The sequence below is a fragment of the Marinobacter sp. genome (genome assembly GCF_048269445.1).
In the GTDB taxonomy this organism is placed as follows: Bacteria; Pseudomonadota; Gammaproteobacteria; order Pseudomonadales; family Oleiphilaceae; genus Marinobacter.
Map to the genome: position 1 here is coordinate 701,894 of NZ_JBLXIQ010000001.1, position 17,130 is coordinate 719,023.

Annotated in this window: 13 protein-coding genes; 7 read left to right on the top strand and 6 right to left on the bottom strand. The window is 59.3% G+C overall.

What is annotated here, in order from left to right; translation table 11 throughout:
• Positions 1-32: 32 nt before the first annotated feature.
• Genes ACN0XM_RS03205 through ACN0XM_RS03215 form a run of 3 tightly spaced genes read right to left on the bottom strand, consistent with a single transcriptional unit; the run spans position 33 to position 3,329 of the window.
• Entirely contained in the window at positions 33-815 is a 783-nt protein-coding gene (locus ACN0XM_RS03205; RefSeq protein ID WP_417565467.1) for an enoyl-CoA hydratase-related protein, read from the bottom strand.
• Positions 816-860: 45 nt separating this feature from the next.
• On the bottom strand, positions 861-1,628 hold the full coding sequence (locus tag ACN0XM_RS03210) for an SDR family NAD(P)-dependent oxidoreductase (protein ID WP_417565468.1): 768 nt from the start codon (positions 1,626-1,628) through the stop codon (positions 861-863).
• A gap of 36 nt (positions 1,629-1,664) precedes the next feature.
• Positions 1,665-3,329 (bottom strand): AMP-binding protein, encoded by a 1,665-nt coding sequence (locus ACN0XM_RS03215; protein ID WP_417565469.1) that lies wholly within the window; start codon positions 3,327-3,329, stop codon positions 1,665-1,667.
• A gap of 368 nt (positions 3,330-3,697) precedes the next feature.
• On the opposite strand from ACN0XM_RS03215, the gene ACN0XM_RS03220 reads away from it, so the two are divergent.
• The 3 genes from ACN0XM_RS03220 to ACN0XM_RS03230 all read left to right on the top strand — a co-directional run bounded on the left by ACN0XM_RS03220 (position 3,698) and on the right by ACN0XM_RS03230 (position 7,484).
• Entirely contained in the window at positions 3,698-4,879 is a 1,182-nt protein-coding gene (locus ACN0XM_RS03220; RefSeq protein ID WP_417565470.1) for an acyl-CoA dehydrogenase, read from the top strand.
• 168 nt (positions 4,880-5,047) lie between these two features.
• Positions 5,048-6,553, top strand: a complete 1,506-nt coding sequence (gene nhaB, locus ACN0XM_RS03225; protein WP_417565471.1) for a sodium/proton antiporter NhaB — start codon at positions 5,048-5,050, stop codon at positions 6,551-6,553.
• Between the two features lie 91 nt (positions 6,554-6,644).
• Positions 6,645-7,484: a substrate-binding periplasmic protein gene (locus ACN0XM_RS03230; protein ID WP_417565513.1), complete on the top strand. Its 840-nt coding sequence runs from the start codon at positions 6,645-6,647 to the stop codon at positions 7,482-7,484.
• Between the two features lie 20 nt (positions 7,485-7,504).
• Here the strand turns inward: ACN0XM_RS03230 and ACN0XM_RS03235 are convergent, their stop codons facing one another.
• The 3 genes from ACN0XM_RS03235 to ACN0XM_RS03245 form a co-directional block, all read right to left on the bottom strand.
• A complete protein-coding gene (locus tag ACN0XM_RS03235) occupies positions 7,505-8,218 on the bottom strand; it encodes a DUF3047 domain-containing protein (RefSeq protein ID WP_417565472.1) in 714 nt (237 codons plus the stop codon).
• A gap of 75 nt (positions 8,219-8,293) precedes the next feature.
• On the bottom strand, positions 8,294-9,199 hold the full coding sequence (locus ACN0XM_RS03240) for a response regulator (protein ID WP_417565473.1): 906 nt from the start codon (positions 9,197-9,199) through the stop codon (positions 8,294-8,296).
• Entirely contained in the window at positions 9,186-12,569 is a 3,384-nt protein-coding gene (locus ACN0XM_RS03245) for an ATP-binding protein (protein WP_417565474.1), read from the bottom strand. Before ACN0XM_RS03245 ends, ACN0XM_RS03240 begins: the two co-directional genes overlap by 14 nt.
• Before the next feature lie 310 nt (positions 12,570-12,879).
• Between ACN0XM_RS03245 and urtA the strand changes: the two genes are divergently transcribed.
• The 4 genes from urtA to urtD all read left to right on the top strand — a co-directional run bounded on the left by urtA (position 12,880) and on the right by urtD (position 17,128).
• Positions 12,880-14,151 carry an urea ABC transporter substrate-binding protein gene (gene urtA, locus ACN0XM_RS03250; protein ID WP_417565475.1) on the top strand — a complete coding sequence of 424 codons (1,272 nt, stop codon included), beginning with the start codon at positions 12,880-12,882 and terminating at the stop codon, positions 14,149-14,151.
• An 83-nt stretch (positions 14,152-14,234) separates the two neighbouring features.
• Positions 14,235-15,161, top strand: a complete 927-nt coding sequence (gene urtB, locus ACN0XM_RS03255) for an urea ABC transporter permease subunit UrtB (RefSeq protein ID WP_417565476.1) — start codon at positions 14,235-14,237, stop codon at positions 15,159-15,161.
• Positions 15,162-15,170: 9 nt separating this feature from the next.
• Positions 15,171-16,370 (top strand): urea ABC transporter permease subunit UrtC, encoded by a 1,200-nt coding sequence (gene urtC, locus ACN0XM_RS03260; RefSeq protein ID WP_417565477.1) that lies wholly within the window; start codon positions 15,171-15,173, stop codon positions 16,368-16,370.
• Entirely contained in the window at positions 16,370-17,128 is a 759-nt protein-coding gene (gene urtD, locus ACN0XM_RS03265; RefSeq protein ID WP_417565478.1) for an urea ABC transporter ATP-binding protein UrtD, read from the top strand. Before urtC ends, urtD begins: the two co-directional genes overlap by 1 nt.
• Positions 17,129-17,130 lie beyond the last annotated feature (2 nt).

The following is a 17,130-nucleotide window of genomic DNA, read 5'->3' on the forward strand; positions in this document are numbered from 1 at the left end:
ACCCGATGGCCGATGCCACCGGATCTCTCGGCTTATTTGTAGAACTTCCGGAAGTCCGGCTTGCGCTTTTCCTTGAAGGCATTCACGCCCTCTTTGGATTCCTCGGTGTCGTAGTAAAGGCTCAGGGCCTGCATGCCGAGGGCGCCGATGCCGCCGATGTTGTCGCTGTCGGCGTTGAACGACCGCTTGGCGATGGTCAGTGCGGTGGGGCTCTTCTCAAGGATCTCGTCGCACCACTTCTGAACTTCCGCGTCCAACTGCTCCGGTGGGACCACCGCGTTGACCAGGCCCCAGTCCAGTGCCTGCCTGGCAGAGTATTTACGGCACAGGTACCAGATCTCCCGCGCGCGCTTTTCACCCACAACCCGCGCCAGGTAGGCGGTGCCGAAGCCGGGATCGACGGAGCCGACCTTGGGCCCGACCTGACCGAAGATGGCGGTTTCCGAGGCAATGCTCAGGTCACAGATCACGTGCAGCACATGGCCGCCGCCGATGGCGAAACCGTTCACCCGGGCGATCACCGGTTTGGGCACTTCCCGGATCGTGCGCTGCAGCTCTTCCACGGGTAGGCCGATCAGGCCGCGGCCGTCGTACTGGCCCTCGTGGGCGCTTTGGTCGCCGCCGGTGCAGAAGGCCTTGTCGCCGGCGCCGGTGAAGACGATGACGCCGATGTCCTTGTTCCAGCCGGCCCGGTTGAAGGCGTCCAGCAGCTCCATGCAGGTCTGGCCCCGGAAGGCGTTATAGCGGTCGGGACGGTTGATGGTGATAGTGGCGACGCCGTCGGTTTCGTCGTACAGGATGTCTTCGTAATTCATGGTCTGTTCTCCGTGTTCGCTCTCTTGATGTTTGGACCGGGGCGTTTAGCCGGCCATGGTCAGGCCGCCGGACACACTGATCACCTGGCCGGTGATGAAGTTGGCGTCGTCACTGGCAAGCAGGGCGATGATGCCGGGGTAGTCTTCCGGCTTGGCCAGGCGCTTCATTGGCACGGCATTACGGAAGGCTTCCAGCAGCTTCTCCGGGTTGGGTGCGGATTCGGCCACACCCTTGAGCAGGGCGGTGTCCGTGGGTCCGGGGCAGACCACATTCAGGCAGATGTTCTTGGTGGCCAATTCCCGGGCAACTGTCTTGCTGAAGCCCACCAGGCCGGCCTTGCAGGCAGCGTAGACGGACTCGCCGGACGAGCCGACGCGGGCGGCGTCGGAGGCCACGTTAATGACTTTGCCGCCACCGGCGGCGACCATTTTCGGCAGCACCACGTGGTGCATGTTCAGGGCACCGGTGAGGTTCACCGCAATCAGCTGGTCCCAGAGTCTGGGCTCGGTCTTCAGGAACGGCATGAAGCGGTCGAAGCCGGCGTTGTTCACCAGCACCGTCGGGGTGCCCAGATCGTTTTCGATGGCCGCTACCGTTTCGGAGATGGCCGCGTAATCGGTGATGTCAGCGGCGTAGGCTTTGGCCGTGCCACCGGCTTCGGTGATCAGGTCCACGGTGGCCCGGGCTGCGGTCTCGTCACGATCCAGGACCGCAACCAGACTGCCTTCATCCGCAAAGCGCAGGCATACCGCGCGGCCGATGCCACCACCACCACCGGTGACGATGACTGTTTTTCCGTTAAGGCCTTTCATTGGTTGTTCTCCTGTTGCTCAGAGTAATGGGCCGGGTCAGGCGCGGTTGGCCGGTGCCAGGCGAACTTCTTTCGCCTGCTCCCGCAGTTTGAACTTCTGGATCTTGCCGGAGGCAGTACGGGGCATGGCCTCGATCACTTCCAGGTATTCCGGCAGGTAGCTCTTGGAAAGCTGTTGTTTGGTCAGGTACGCCTTGAGGTCGTCCAGGGTCAGGTCGGTGGCATTCTCGTCGAGGGTGACATAGGCACACAGCCGCTCACCCAGACGCTCGTCGGGGCAGCCCACCAGAGCCACATCGGCAATGCCGGGGAACTTATAGAGCAGGTTTTCCACCTCAACCACGGGGATGTTTTCACCACCGCGGATTACCACGTCCTTGGTACGGCCAGTGATGCGGATGTAGCCGTCCCCATCCATACGGGCGAGGTCGCCGGTGGCGAACCAGCCTTCGTCATCCACGCCATAGAGCTCCGGGCGCTTGAGGTAACCGAGAAACAGGCTGGCGCCACGCACCAGCAGGTTGCCCTCTTCGCCGGCGGGCAGTTCGTTGCCTTTGAAGTCGGCGATCCTGACGTCCATGTAAGGCAGCGCCTTGCCATCAGACTGGCTGGCGCGCTCAGCCGGGTCTTCCGGGCAGGTCATGGTGACGGCGCCGTTCTCGGTCATGCCCCAGGCTGAGACGATTTTGGCTTTCAGGGTCTGGCTGGCCTGTTCAACCACCGCACTGGGAATCGGCGCGCCGGCGGAAACAAAAATGCGCAGGGAGTCCAGCTCGCCCTCATGCCTGGGGGCGGTTTTCACCAGGTCTGCCAGGAACGGTGTGGAGGCCATGGTGAAGGCCGGCTTCTCGGCGGCAATCACCTTGCAGACAAAGTCTGCGTCCCAGACGTCCTGGAGCACGGCAGTGCTGCCCAGATAAACCGGCATCATGATGCCGTAGAGGAAGCCGGTCTGGTGAGCCACGGGGGAGGCCATCAGGATGGTGTCCTCCGAGGTCAGGTGCAGCCGGTCGGCATAGGGCCGCACGTTGGAGAACAGGGTATTGGAGGAGTGCAGAACCCCTTTGGGTTCGCCGGTGGTGCCGGAGGTATAGAGAATCTGGATCACCTCATCGGGGCCGGGCCGGCGCTCGGCAAACAGGGATGCGGTGTCGGTCTTCGCCTCCCAGGGTGTGTCCAGGAGGCGCTGTTCGAAACTGCGTTCGCCCTCACCACCAATCACCAGCAGGGTCTCCAGTTTCGGCAGGTCGGAGCGAATGCCGTCGACCATGGCTTCGTAATCGAAGTTGCGGAACACCTTGGGAATCACCAGCAGTTTGGCTTCGCCGTGGCCAAGCATGAAGCGCAGTTCCCGCTCCCGGAAGATCGGCATCAGCGGGTTGAGAATCGCGCCGATGCGCATGCAAGCCAAGTGCAGGGCGGTGGTTTGCCACCAGTTCGGCAGCTGGCAGGCCACTACGTCGTCTTTCTCAATGCCCATGGCCGCCAGGCCCGCGGCCATGCGGGTGACCTTGGCGTCGAGCTCACGGTACGTCAGTGCAGTTCGGGTATTGTCAGTGACCCGGTAGCCAACAATGGCGTCCCGGTCCGGGGTGCTGGCCACCGCCTGATCGAGGTAGTTGGTAATGAGCTGGTCGTTCCAGGCGCCGCTTTCGATCATGGCGGCACGGCGTTCCGGATTGAGAGTGATGCCTGTATCCATCTGATTTCACCTGTTGGGTCCGGTTTGTTGTTGTTGGCGGCCTGACTGCGGGTGCAGGTCGTTACCTTGTTATCTTCAAAATACGTCTTCTTAAAATAATATGTCAACATGTTGCCTAAAAAAATATTCGGGTGTAGGATTTTTGAATCGCAAGAACCACCACAGGTAAATTCTCGTGGCTTTATTAGAGTAGGAATAAGAAATCGCCTATTAGTGGCGATAGTTATGAGGTACAGCAACATGTTGCTTGAAAAGCAGTAGGGCGTGACCCTCATCCGGCCCTGCTGGAGGCTCTCCCCGGCAGACTTCACAGCAGGTGGCCTGACAGTCCACTATCAAGACAAGATCAACGAACGGAGACAATCGACATGGCCAACCAAGCAAGTTTCAACTGGGAAGACCCGCTCTTGCTGGACCAGCAGCTGACTGAAGAGGAGCGCATGGTGCGCGATAGTGCCCGCCAGTTTGCCGAGAGCAAGCTCCGGCCCCGGGTACTGGAAGCTTTCCGAAATGAACAGACGGATCCGGAGATCTTCCGGGAAATGGGGGAAACGGGCCTGCTGGGCGCTACCATTCCCGAGCAGTATGGCGGCAGCGGCCTGAGTTACGTGTGCTACGGCCTGATCGCGCGGGAAGTGGAACGGGTGGATTCCGGCTATCGTTCCATGATGAGTGTGCAGTCCTCCCTGGTGATGGTTCCGATCTATGAGTTCGGCAACGAGGAAACCCGCCAGAAGTACCTGCCGAAACTGGCTTCGGGCGAGTGGATCGGCTGCTTTGGTCTGACCGAACCGGACCACGGCTCTGACCCGGGCAATATGGTTACCCGGGCCCGCAAGGTAGACGGCGGTTACCGTCTCACCGGCAACAAGATGTGGATCACCAACAGCCCGATCGCCGATGTATTCGTGGTCTGGGCCAAGGACGATGACGGCCAGATCCGAGGCTTTGTGCTGGAGCAGGGCTGGGAAGGTTTGAGTGCCCCGGCGATTCACGGCAAGGTCGGCCTGCGCGCCTCGATCACCGGCGAAATCGTGATGGACGGCGTGTTCGTGCCGGAAGAAAACGCCTTCCCGGACGTGCGAGGCCTGAAGGGGCCATTCACCTGCCTGAACTCCGCCCGCTATGGTATTTCCTGGGGAGCCCTGGGCGCCGCCGAGGATTGCTGGCACACCGCTCGCCAATATGTGCTGGACCGCAAGCAGTTCGGTCGGCCTCTGGCCGCCAACCAGCTGATCCAGAAGAAGCTGGCGGATATGCAGACCGACATCACCCTGGCCCTGCAGGGTTGTCTGCGCCTGGGCCGGATGAAGGATGAAGGCACCGCCGCCGTGGAGATCACCTCGATCATGAAGCGCAACTCCTGTGGCAAGGCTCTGGATGTTGCCCGCCTGGCTCGGGACATGCTCGGTGGCAACGGTATCAGTGATGAATACGGTGTGGCACGTCATCTGGTGAATCTGGAGGTGGTGAACACCTATGAGGGCACCCACGATGTCCATGCCCTGATTCTGGGCCGGGCCCAGACCGGGATTCAGGCGTTCTTCTGAGGCTCTTTTGTTATTTTTTTTGCAGAGCGACCGCATCGCGCCGGGAATCGGGTAAAATGCGGTCGATTCATGCACCTTCGGACCATACCCCGGTACATAAATATCAAGGAAGATGTCGGCGCTCTGCCACACAATACCAACAACCCGTTCTCTCAGAAGATTTTCGCAATGCCCACGACTGTTATCTCCGGCTTTACCCACAATTTCCTTGGCAAGGCGCCCGTCTGGTACAAGCAGGTGATCCTGCTGTTTCTGATTGCCAACCCGATCGTGATGTATGTGCTTGGCCCCGGAGTGGCTGGCTGGCTTCTGATTGCCGAGTTCATTTTTACCCTGGCCATGGCCCTGAAGTGCTATCCGCTGTTGCCCGGCGGCCTGCTGGCGGTGGAGGCTCTGCTGATCGGCCTGACCTCCGCGGACGCGGTGTATCAGGAAGTGCTGATCAACTTTCCGGTGATCCTGTTGCTGATGTTCATGGTGGCGGGGATCTATTTCATGAAAGAGCTGTTGCTGGTCACTTTTACCCAGATCCTGGTCGGGGTCCGGTCCAAGTCGGCGCTGTCGCTGCTGTTTTGCAGTGCGGCCGCGTTGTTGTCGGCGTTTCTGGATGCCCTGACAGTAACCGCCGTGATTATCTCAGTGGCCGTGGGTTTCTATGCTGTTTATCACAAGGTAGCTTCCGGCAAGGGTTATCAACACCCTGATCACAACGCCGGAAGTGATGATGAGGTTATTGAACTGCACCGGGAAGACCTGGAAAACTTCCGGGCTTTCCTGCGCAGCCTGCTGATGCATGGTGCCATCGGTACCGCGTTGGGTGGCGTGGCGACCATGGTGGGCGAGCCCCAGAACCTGCTGATTGCGAAAGTGGTGGGCTGGGACTTTGCGAGCTTCTTCATGCACATGGCGCCGGTCAGTTTGCCCGTTCTGGCGGCGGGCCTGTTCACCTGCTGGGCCCTGGAGAAGCTGCGCTGGTTTGGTTACGGCGGTCGACTGCCAAAGCCCGTTCGCCGGGTACTGGAGGAGTTCGCCGATAATGAGCGCACCAAACGCACCAAGGCCGACCAGGCGGCCTTGTGGGTTCAGGCCCTGGCCGCACTGATCCTGGTGGTGGGGCTGGCGTTTCATCTGGCCGAAGTGGGCTTGATCGGCTTGTTGGTGATCATCCTGATCACCTCGTTCACCGGCATTACCGACGAGCACCAGATCGGTAAGGCGTTCCAGGAATCCCTGCCTTTCACCTCTCTGCTGGTGGTGTTCTTTGCGGTCGTGGCGGTGATTCATGAACAACACCTGTTCAAGCCGATTATTGATTACGTGCTCTCGTTGCCGGTCAGCCAGCAGCCAGGCATGTTCTTCCTCGCCAATGGCATTCTCTCGATGATCAGTGACAACGTGTTTGTCGCCACGGTATACATCAGCGAGGTCAAGCAGGCGCTGGACGCCGGCAGCATCAGTTATGAGCACTTCCAGGATCTGGCGGTAGCCATCAACACCGGCACCAACCTGCCCAGCGTGGCGACACCGAATGGTCAGGCTGCGTTCCTGTTCCTGCTGACATCCGCCATCGCTCCGCTGGTGCGTTTATCCTATGGCAAGATGGTCATCATGGCGTTTCCCTACACGCTGGTTATGGGTGGGGTCGGTCTGTACATGGTAATTAACTATATTTGACAATCTGTCCGATTTTTTGCGGGCAGTGTCAGTGCAGATTTGGCCGGGTCTGTTAATCTTTGCTTGAACAGAGCCAACATTTTTGGAAACCATGCGCTGCAGTCATCCCATCGACTTGTGTTCTCACCGTGAACCCGGGCTCGTATCCATCGCCCGGGTACTTCTCCTGTTGATAGCCTCTCTGTTATCGACACAACACGCCACCGCCGAGCCCGAAGCGGCCGCAAAAACCCTTCGCGTGGCCTACATCGAGTTTCCGCCGATTACCTATCAAAAAGCCGATGGCACCCCGGCGGGCAGCTTCATCGAACTCACCCGCAAGGTGGCTAATGAGGCGGGCTACGAGCCGGAATTTGTCTACTTGCCGCTGAGTCGAACCTACCTTTACCTGAGCAATGGCGGGATCGACGTATGGCCCGGTGTGACCGAGGTTCCAAACCTGGAGCACGAAGTCCTGGAGAGCTGGGTCAGCCCGTTTTCTGCGCAGCTCAGTGCCTGGTACCGTGAAGACTCCCCGGCCCTTGACCATTTCGATCAACTCCAGGGCAAGCAGGTGATTGTGATTGGAGGTTATACCTACGGCGGTCTTTTGCCCTGGCTGGAGCAGCAAGCGGGCATACGGGTAACCGAGGCGCCCAACCACCGCTCCGCCGTTGATATGCTGAAGCGCAAGCGGGGCGACTATCTTCTGGATTACCGTCAACCGGTCAAGGAAATCCTGACCGAACCCTCCGACAGTGTCATCCGGGAATCAGAAGTGCGCAGTCGCAATGCCGCGTGGATTTTCTCGCTTGCAAATCCCCGTGCCGCCTTGCTGCGGGAGGAATTTGATGATGCCTATCTGCGGCTGGTGGAGAAGGGCGAGGTGCCGCCGGTGCGCGAGATTACCGGAGGGTATGTGGTTCCGGGGTTTCCGGAGGCGCTGCGCTAGACGGGCTTGCTCCGGCCCGATCAGGGGTTCAGTACGATATCACCGTACCAGGCCGTTGCGGTTTCGCCGGTGTTGTCCGAGTCCGACATAATAGCAATCCCCACCACCGGTGGCGGGGCCTCGCCAAAGGCCTTTCGGTAATCCGCCATGATATCCCGTTCAATCGTGACCCACTCACCGACCTGTTTTGAGCCGGAATTGACGGCGACCATCACCGTCTTCTCAGTGTAGGGGTTGGGCAGGAACTCACCCTCCGGCAAGGTGTTGGCCCAGATGTAGTTCAGGGCATTACCCGGTAGGGTTTCCCCGAAAAGTACCTCAACCGTTTTGCGTTTAATACGTTCGAAAAAGCCCGCCTTCTCAGGCTGAAATTCAAAGGCGACATAGATTCTGGCGGGGTAGTCATCCCCGGACTTTTTCCGGGCATCACCCTTTTCAAAAACGTTTGAGACTTTCCAGCGCCATTGCAGAAGCAGCGAGTCCGATGGCGTCAAATTCACCCGTGCAATCAGACCTGAAGCGCCGCCCCCTGTGGTGGCCTTCACCACCTGGAGGCCATCCTCCGTGACCAACTCATAGCGGGTGAGCTGGTCGATTTTTGGAAACTTCAGCGGCTCCCAGCCATCGCCCAATGACTGCATTTCGGAAAACGGCGTGAGTGCCGGTCCCTGTTCAGATAACACGGATCCCGAGAGGCTGAAAAGTGCCAGCAGTACCAGAAATCTTGCAGTCATCCGCATCGTGTTTCTCTGTTCCGGGGAAAGGCTATCCCGATGGACAGGCGTGCGACTCAAAAGTGCCCCACACCATTACTGTATGGCCAGCAGTCGAATCGCACTCGCTGCGGCAGCGGTGCGATTCTCCACACCCAGCTTTCGAAATACCTGCTCGAGATGTTTGTTGACCGTCCGCGGGCTCATGTCCAGAATCTGGCCGATTTCCCGGTTGGTTTTGCCATTGGCGATCCACAATAACACGTCGGATTCTCTCAGAGTCAGTTCGAACCGTTGCCGCAGGGCGGCCGTTGCACTGTTCTGATTTTGGGGCGTTTTCAGCCGAAGAAGGTATTCGCGGTTATCCACCAGCGCCAGGAATTCGACAGATCGTGCGGTGCCCATGATGTCCACAGGCATACTGTGCCCCGGATCAGGGTTGTGTCCCAGCCATTCTCCCAGTCGGGCGCGGACATCGGAGAACTCGGGGTGTCCGGTGTCTGGCAGGCACCGGCATACCTGGGGGGTGCCCCAGAGCAGGTTGCCTTCCCGGTCCACCGCAAACAGGTTCTGACCTGCGGTATCCAGGGCGCAGCGAGCACTCTTGGTCATCCGGGCATTGGTCAGGTGCACGTCCATGCGTGCGAGCAGCTCCGTGGTGTTGATGGGCTTGTTCACATAATCCACACCACCCGCGCTCAACCCCATGACCACATGTTCGGTGTCGCTCAGACCGGTCATGAAGATGATGGGAATGTCGGCAAAGGCCGGGTTTTCCTTCAGTCGGCGGCAGGTTTCGAAGCCGTCCATGTGTGGCATGAGGGCATCCATCAACACCACGTCCGGGGTAATGTTACGGCTGATGGTCAGTGCCTGGTTGCCTTCAAGCGCTACCAATACCGTCATGCCAGCCTCTTCCAGGGCGTCGTTGATCATTCGAATGGAGTCGACTGCGTCATCCACGACCATCACAACGGTTTTCTGGTCATCATGAAGCTTCATGTTCGGCTACCTCGAGTAATTCAAGAATTTTTTCAAACTGGAAGTCATTGGTGAGCTGGGTCATCTGGTCGGTAAAACGCTCAACCGCCTCGCCCTGGTGTTTCATGTCGTGCAGGGCTTCCAGCAATCCCTTGCGGTGACCGATTCGGGCGAGAGCCGCCAGCGCCTGACGATGCGCCATGGTCGGAAGAGGCAGGTCGCCGGTATCCGATACCGGAATGGCCGCCAGTGGCTCGGCACTTTTCTCGAATCGCCACTCCAGCCCAAGCACCCGGGCAATGGTGTCCAGCAGCAGGTTGAGCCGCACCGGCTTGATGATATAGCCATCGTGCAGTCGGGGCGAGTCCACCGAGTGGTGGCCTTCATTGGCATCGGCGGACACCATCACCACTGGCATCGTATGCTTGTCTCCCCGTAACTGCTGCAAAACTTCCCAGCCGGTGTATCCGGGCATGGAGACGTCCAGCAGCACCAGGTCCGGGAGTTCGGCTTCGACGGTTTCCCGTACCTTGAGGGCATTGCCAATGTCGAAAATCTCAAAACCAAGCGGGGATAGCATGGCGCGGATGACCTGACGGTGGGAGATGTCATCGTCCACCAGCAGGACTTTTCGCCGGGTGCCCTGGTAACCATAGATCCGGCGGGCAGGCGCCGAGATCGAACGGGGATTGGCACTGTGCAGGCTTGAAAGCATCAGGCTGACCTTGAAGGTACTGCCCTGGCCAGGCTCGCTTTCTACGCTGATGTCGCCGCCCATGATCTCTGTCAGCAGGCGGGTGATGGTCAGACCGAGGCCGGTGCCGACACGGCTCTGGCCCGGCAGACGGATACGCTCGAACGGGCGAAAAATGCGCTCGATATTTTCTTCGGCGATACCCTCGCCCGAATCCTGCACGGTAAATTCCGCCACTTGGCTTCGGTAACGCAGAGTCAGGGAAACGCTGCCCCGGTCGGTGTACTTGATGGCGTTGGAGAGCAGATTGATCAGGATCTGGCGCAGGCGCTTCTCGTCGGTGGTCACCATTTCCGGCAGCGGGTTCGGGCAATGGTAATCAAAGGCCAGGCCCTTCTCTTCGGCCTGCAACCGGAACATGGTCACCAGCTGCTCCATCAGCAACCCGATACGCACCTGGTCCCGGTGCAGATCCAGCCGGCCGGCTTCGATCTTGGAAATATCCAGCAGCCCCTCGATCAGATCGGCCAGGTATTCGCCACTGCGACGGATCACACCCAGGGCTTCCTTGCGGTGGGGGGGCACCGTCTCATCATTTTCCATAAGCTGGGCGTAGCCCAGGATGGCGTTCAGCGGCGACCGGAGCTCATGGCTGATTCCGGTCAGGTAACGGCTTTTCGCGCCGTTGGCCGCTTCCGCCTGTTCCTTCGCCTGTTGCAGCGCCTGGTCAGTGCGCTCATGCGCGACTATCTCTTCCATCAACAACCGGGTTTGTCGTCCGGATTCTTCCTCGGCCACCACCCGGCTTTCATGAGCCAGCACAAACAGCCAGCAGACCACCCCGGTGATAATCAAAAGGATAAAAAAGACTTTCCAGAGAGTAACCGACAGCAGCAGAGCCTCGGGCGCCGAAGCCACTGGCGTCTTGGAGTGGATCAGCCACAGCAGGAGGCCTGACAAGCCGTTGATCAGAAACAGGAGCGTCAGGAAGTGGCCAAGGCGGGAGTGCAGGCGGTTGAGCACCGACTGGGGCATCAGCTTGCCCAGAAACTGCTGCAGCTGTTCCTGATAACCGGCACCAGGCTTACAGACGTCGCCGCACCGGGCATCCAGGGAACAGCACAGGGAACAGATGGTGCCGTCGTAAGCCGGGCAGGTGGTCACGTCTTCCGGCTCGAATTTGTGTTCGCAAATCGTGCATTGCACCAGTTGATGGTCTGTCGCCAGGGGAACGAAGGGCCGGGCGGTATAAAACCTGCCGCCGGTCTTCCAGGCAACCAGCGGCGCCGTTACCAGTGCAACCCCCAGGGCAATAAAGTGGGACAGAGCCTGGGCAACGTCGCCGAGCACGCCGGTGTGGCACACGATACCCGCCACCGACGCGGCGAGCATGGCACCAACGCCTACCGGGTTGATGTCGTAAAGATGAGCCCGTTTGAACTCGATGTGCCTGGGGCTGAGCCCGAGCGGCTTGTTGATGACCAGGTCGGCCACCAGGGCGCCGACCCAGGCGATGGCAATAATGCCGTAAAAACCAAGGGTTTCCTCCAACGCCCGGTAAACCCCCAGTTCCATCACCAGCAGGGCAATTGCGACGTTGAAGAACAGCCAGACCACGCGCCCGGGGTGGCTGTGGGTCAGACGCGAGAAGAAGTTGGACCAGGCGATAGAGCCGGCGTAGGCGTTGGTGACGTTGATCTTGAGCTGGCACAGGATGACAAAAATGCCGGCCATCGCCAGGGATATTTCCGGGGAGTGGGTGATGTAGCTGAACGCCACCAGATACATCTGGGTCGGATCCGCCGCCTCTGCGGCCGAGATGCCCTGATTCAGGGCCAGCACGGCCAAAAAGGAGCCGGCCAGAATCTTCAGCATGCCAATCACGATCCAGCCGGGCCCGCCGGACATGACGGCCAGCCACCACCGGCGCTTTTCCGCCCGGTTCTGGGGTTCCGGAATAAAACGCAGAAAATCGACCTGCTCGCCAATTTGGGCAATCAGCGAGAACACCACCGCGGCGGCGGCACCAAACATCACCACATTCAGGCCCTGGCCGGCGTTCACACCCAGACCGTCAAACTGAGTCCAGTCACTGATGGAGGAGGCATCGGCGTAGATGATGAACACAAAGGGCGCCAGCTGCAGCAGAATCCACACCGGCTGGGTCCAGACCTGGAACCGGCTGATGGTGGTAATGCCGTGGGTGACCAGGGGAATGATCACCACCGCGCAGATCAGATAGCCGAGCACCAGGGGTATGTCGAACAGCATCTCCAGGGCCATCGCCATGATCGCCGCCTCAATGGCGAAGAAAATGAAGGTAAACGAGGCATAGATCAGCGAGGTGATGGTGGAGCCGATGTAGCCGAAACCGGCGCCCCGGGTCAGTAGATCAATATCGACACCATAACGGGCGGCGTAGTAGCTGATCGGGATGGCAGTCAGAAAGATAACCAGGCTGACTGCCAGGATAGCGGCGACCGCATTATCAAAGCCGTAGTGCAGGGTAATGGACCCGCCAATGGCCTCCATGGCGAGAAACGAGATGGCGCCCAGAGCGGTGTTACTGACCCGGGCGGCAGACCAGCGCCGCGCGCTCTTGGCGGTAAAGCGCAGAGCGTAGTCTTCCAGCGTCTGGTTGGCGACCCATTGGTTGTAACTGCGCCGAACCCGGAAAATGTTCTGTCGTGCGGCCATCGTTGCCTTGCCTGTATCACCTGGGGCGTCGCCCGGTTTTGGTGCGGTTCTATGGTTTGGCGCACCGGAAATGAAAGCCTTATCAAGTTCCGTGCCATAGCCTGGTGCGCCGGGGAATGCGGTCACATTTATTTCGTGTACCTGCGTTTTAGCCTGTGTGGCCGGGGACCGGAATGCGTCAAATGACGTAGTGCGCTGGGGTGAATGCCGAATGGGCACCCATGAGGGGTCCGAGCAGAATGTTTGATGTGGGCGCTGTGCTTTCGGAAGGAAGCGCGGTACCGGCTTTCAAACACTGCGAGGATTCACCATGGATACGACAGATATAGCCGCCAGCGGGCGGTCGTTCAGCAAGGGATTAGGGTTTCGAAAGAGCCTGATGACACTGGCGGCGTCCGTCATGCTGGCCACGTCCGCGCAAGCGGCGGCGCCGAGCACGGCTGAGGTCAACACCACAGGGCTGGCAGTCACTGATGACACCGTCACAGTTGGCATCCTGCACTCCATCACCGGCACCATGGCGATCAGTGAGATCGGCTCGGTGCAGGCGGAAAAACTCGCCATTGATCAGATCAACGCTTCCGGTGGCGTGCTCGGCCGCCAGATTGATTTTGTCCAGGAGGACGGCGCCAGTGACTGGCCAACGTTTGCGGAAAAATCCCGCAAGCTGCTGCGCCAGGACAACGTCGCCGCCATTTTCGGTGCCTGGACTTCAGCGTCCCGTAAAGCGGTACTGCCGGTCATGGAGCAGTACAACGGTATGCTCTACTACCCGACCTTCTATGAGGGCCTTGAGCAGTCTCCGAACGTGGTTTACACCGGCCAGGAAGCAACTCAGCAGATCCTTGCCAGCCTTAACTGGGCTGCAGAAACCAAGGGCGCGAAAAGCTTTTACCTGCTCGGTTCGGACTACATCTGGCCCCGTACTTCCAACAAGATTGCCCGCAAGCACATCGAAGACAAGCTGGGCCTGAAGGTTTCCGGTGAGGAGTACTACCCGCTGGGCCACACCCAGTTCAACTCGGTGATCAACAAGATCAAGCTGAAGAAGCCGGACGTGATCTTTGCCTCCGTAGTCGGCGGCTCCAATGTGGCCTTCTACAAGCAGATGAAAGCGGCCGGTATCGACTTCACCGACGAAAAGCCATTGCTGCTGACCATCTCGGTGACCGAGGACGAAATCCGCGGTATCGGTGGTGAGAACGTAGACGGCATCTACGCGTCCATGAAGTACTTCCAGAGCCTCGAAAATGCCAACAACCAAGAGTTTGTTGCGGCCTTTAAAGAAGCCTACGGCGATGACATGGTCATCGGCGACGTGACCCAGGCGGCTTACCTCGGCCCATGGTTGTGGAAAGCCGCGGTTGAAAAGGCCGGCTCCTTCGATATCGACAAGATCCGCGAAGAGTTCGCCGGCATCGAGTTCAAGAAAGCACCCGAAGGTTACGTGCGCATCCACGAGAACCATCACCTGTGGTCCAAGACCCGTATCGGCCAGGCCCAGACTGACGGCCAGTACAAGGTTGTCTTCGAGACCGAAGAGCTGATGGAGCCTGATCCTTTCCCGGAAGGCTACCAGTAAGTCCGGATAGCCGGCGCTTCCGGGCGCCGGCCTCCATTGTCGTTACAACGCGAAGTACGTTGGCTTGAACGGGAGATAGGGTCATGTTTGATGGCTACACCAGCAGTGAATTGATGTCGATATTTGCCATGCAGGGGTTTGCCGGGCTCTCCCTGTTTTCAGTGTTCGTACTGATGGCCCTGGGCCTGACAATCATTTTTGGTCAGATGGGCGTGATCAATATGGCTCACGGGGAGTTCATGATCCTCGGCGCCTACACAACCTACCTGACTTCGGGTTTTTTCCAGTCTTATTTGCCGGGGCTTTTTGGCGGCTACTTCTTTGTCGCCATGATCCTGGCCTTTCTGGTCTGTGCCGCCTTAGGGGCGCTCGTTGAGTGGCTCATGATACGACACCTCTATCACCGACCGCTCGATACCCTGCTGGCGACCTGGGGCCTGAGCCTGATCATGCAGCAGGCCTACCGTTCTATCTTCGGTGCCCGGGAAGTGGGCGTCGAACTGCCGGAGTGGATGCTGGGCGCCATCCAGGTGACGGACCTGGTGGAACTGCCGATTAACGGCCTGTTCGTCATGATCATTGCACTCTCTATTGCCGTTGGGCTTTACCTCCTCATGTACCGCTCGGGCTACGGCAAAAACGTGCGCGCCGTGGTGCAGAACCGGCCCATGGCCGAAGCGGTGGGTATCAACAGTGCCGGTATCGACCGCGCCACCTTTGCCCTCGGGTGTGGCATCGCCGGTGTCGCGGGCGCTGCGTTCACCATGATCGGGTCAACGGGTCCGTCCTCCGGCCAGGCCTACATCGTCGATACCTTCCTGGTGGTGGTGTTTGGCGGCGCGCAAAGCCTGATTGGCACCATCGTGTCTGCCTTCGGCATCTCCCAGGCCCAGTCCACCATGGAGTTCTTCCTCAGTGGTTCCATGGCCAAGGTACTCACCCTGCTGGTCGTCATCGGCATTCTGATGCTGCGTCCGGAAGGACTCATGGCCCTCAAGGTCCGTCGTTAGGAGATTGTGATGAAAACTTCATCCCCAATGAAATGGTTTGTCTCCCGCGAGGGACTGTATTACCTGGCACTGGCGGCGCTGCTGGTCATCGTACTGCCGCTGATTCTGGATCCGTTCCGCCTGAACATGGTGGGCAAGTACCTGACCTACGCCTTCGTCGCGATTGGGCTGGTGATGTGCTGGGGTAAGGCCGGCATCCTCAGTCTTGGCCAGGGTGTGTTCTTTGGCCTCGGTGGCTATTGCATGGCCATGTTCCTGAAACTGGAGGCTTCCACACCGGAGGCCACCGCCATCCAGTCCACCCCCGGTATTCCGGACTTCATGGACTGGAACCAGCTCACCGAGCTGCCCTGGTTCTGGGAACCGTTCCACAGCTTCTCGTTCACCCTATTGGCGGTGATCGGTGTGCCGGTGTTGCTGGCCTTCGTCATCGGACTCGCCATGTTCACCCGGCGGGTCGGTGGCGTGTATTTCGCCATCATCACCCAGGCCATCGCCGCCGTCCTGACCATCCTGATCATCGGGCAGCAGGGCTTCACCGGTGGCGTCAACGGCATTACTGACCTGCAGACCCTGAAAGGCTGGGACATTCGAACCGACGAAGCCCGGAACATCCTGTACTTCGTCTGCGTCGGCATGCTGTTCCTGGTCCTGTTTGTGGCGCGCTTTGTCCAGAACAGCAAACTGGGCCGCATCCTGGTGGCCATGAACGCCCAGGAAACCCGGGTACGTTTCTCCGGTTACGACGTGGCCGCGTTCAAGATCTTCGTGTTCTGTCTGGCCGCCGCGTTTGCCGGTGTCGGTGGCGCCATGTTCACCCTGATTGTTGGCTTCATGTCGCCGTCGTTCATCGGCATCGTCGGCTCCATCGAAATGGTCATTTTCTGTGCCCTGGGCGGCCGGTTGTCCATCCTCGGTGCCGTCTACGGCGCGCTGCTGGTCAATGCGGCCAAGAGCGGGTTTTCGGAATCCTTCCCGGAACTCTGGCCCTTCGCCATGGGCGCCCTGTTCATCGGCGTGGTACTGGCCTTCCCGAATGGCATGGCCGGGCTTTACCAGACCTATGTGATGCCCCTGGAAGACAAGATCTTCAAGCGCAAGAAGGTTGAAGCCGTAGCCGCCGCTGAACCTGAAGCCACCAAGCCGGTCGCGAAGAAGACCGATGATTACGATCCGATGATCGATTCCTACAGCCCGGAGAAATCGTGATGAGTGCAGCCAAGAGCAAGAGCGGTGATTTCCTGCTGGCGGTCGAGGGCCTGACCGTATCCTTCGATGGCTTCAAGGCCGTGGATGACCTGTCCTTCTACCTCGATCCCAAGGAGATCCGGGTCATCATTGGCCCCAACGGCGCCGGTAAAACCACGGTGCTGGACCTGATCTGTGGCAAGACCAAAGCCACCGCCGGGTCCATCAAGTTTGCCGGCAAGGAGCTGACCAGACTCAAGGAACACCAGATCGTTCATTCGGGCGTGGGCCGTAAATTCCAGACCCCGTCGGTGTTTGAGGACCTGACGGTGTTCGAAAACCTCGAAGTGTCTTACCCAAAGGCTCACAGCGTGATGGGGGCACTGGCCTTCAAGCGCGACAAGGTGGTCATTGAAGCCGTGGAAGAGGTGGCGGAAACCATCTTCCTCACCGACGCCCTGAACGAGCCGGCGGCCTCGCTCAGCCACGGCCAGAAGCAGTGGCTGGAGATCGGCATGCTGCTGATCCAGAAGCCGGATTTGCTGATGCTGGATGAGCCGGTGGCCGGTATGTCGGTCACTGAGCGGAAGAAAACCGCCGAGCTGCTCAAGGTGATCACCAAGGACCATACGGTACTGGTGATCGAGCATGACATGCAGTTCGTCGGCGACATCGCCGACCGGGTCACCGTCATGCATCAGGGCAAGGTTCTATCGGAAGGGTCCATCGAGCATGTGAAGTCGGACCCGAAAGTCATCGAAGTCTACCTGGGGCACTGATC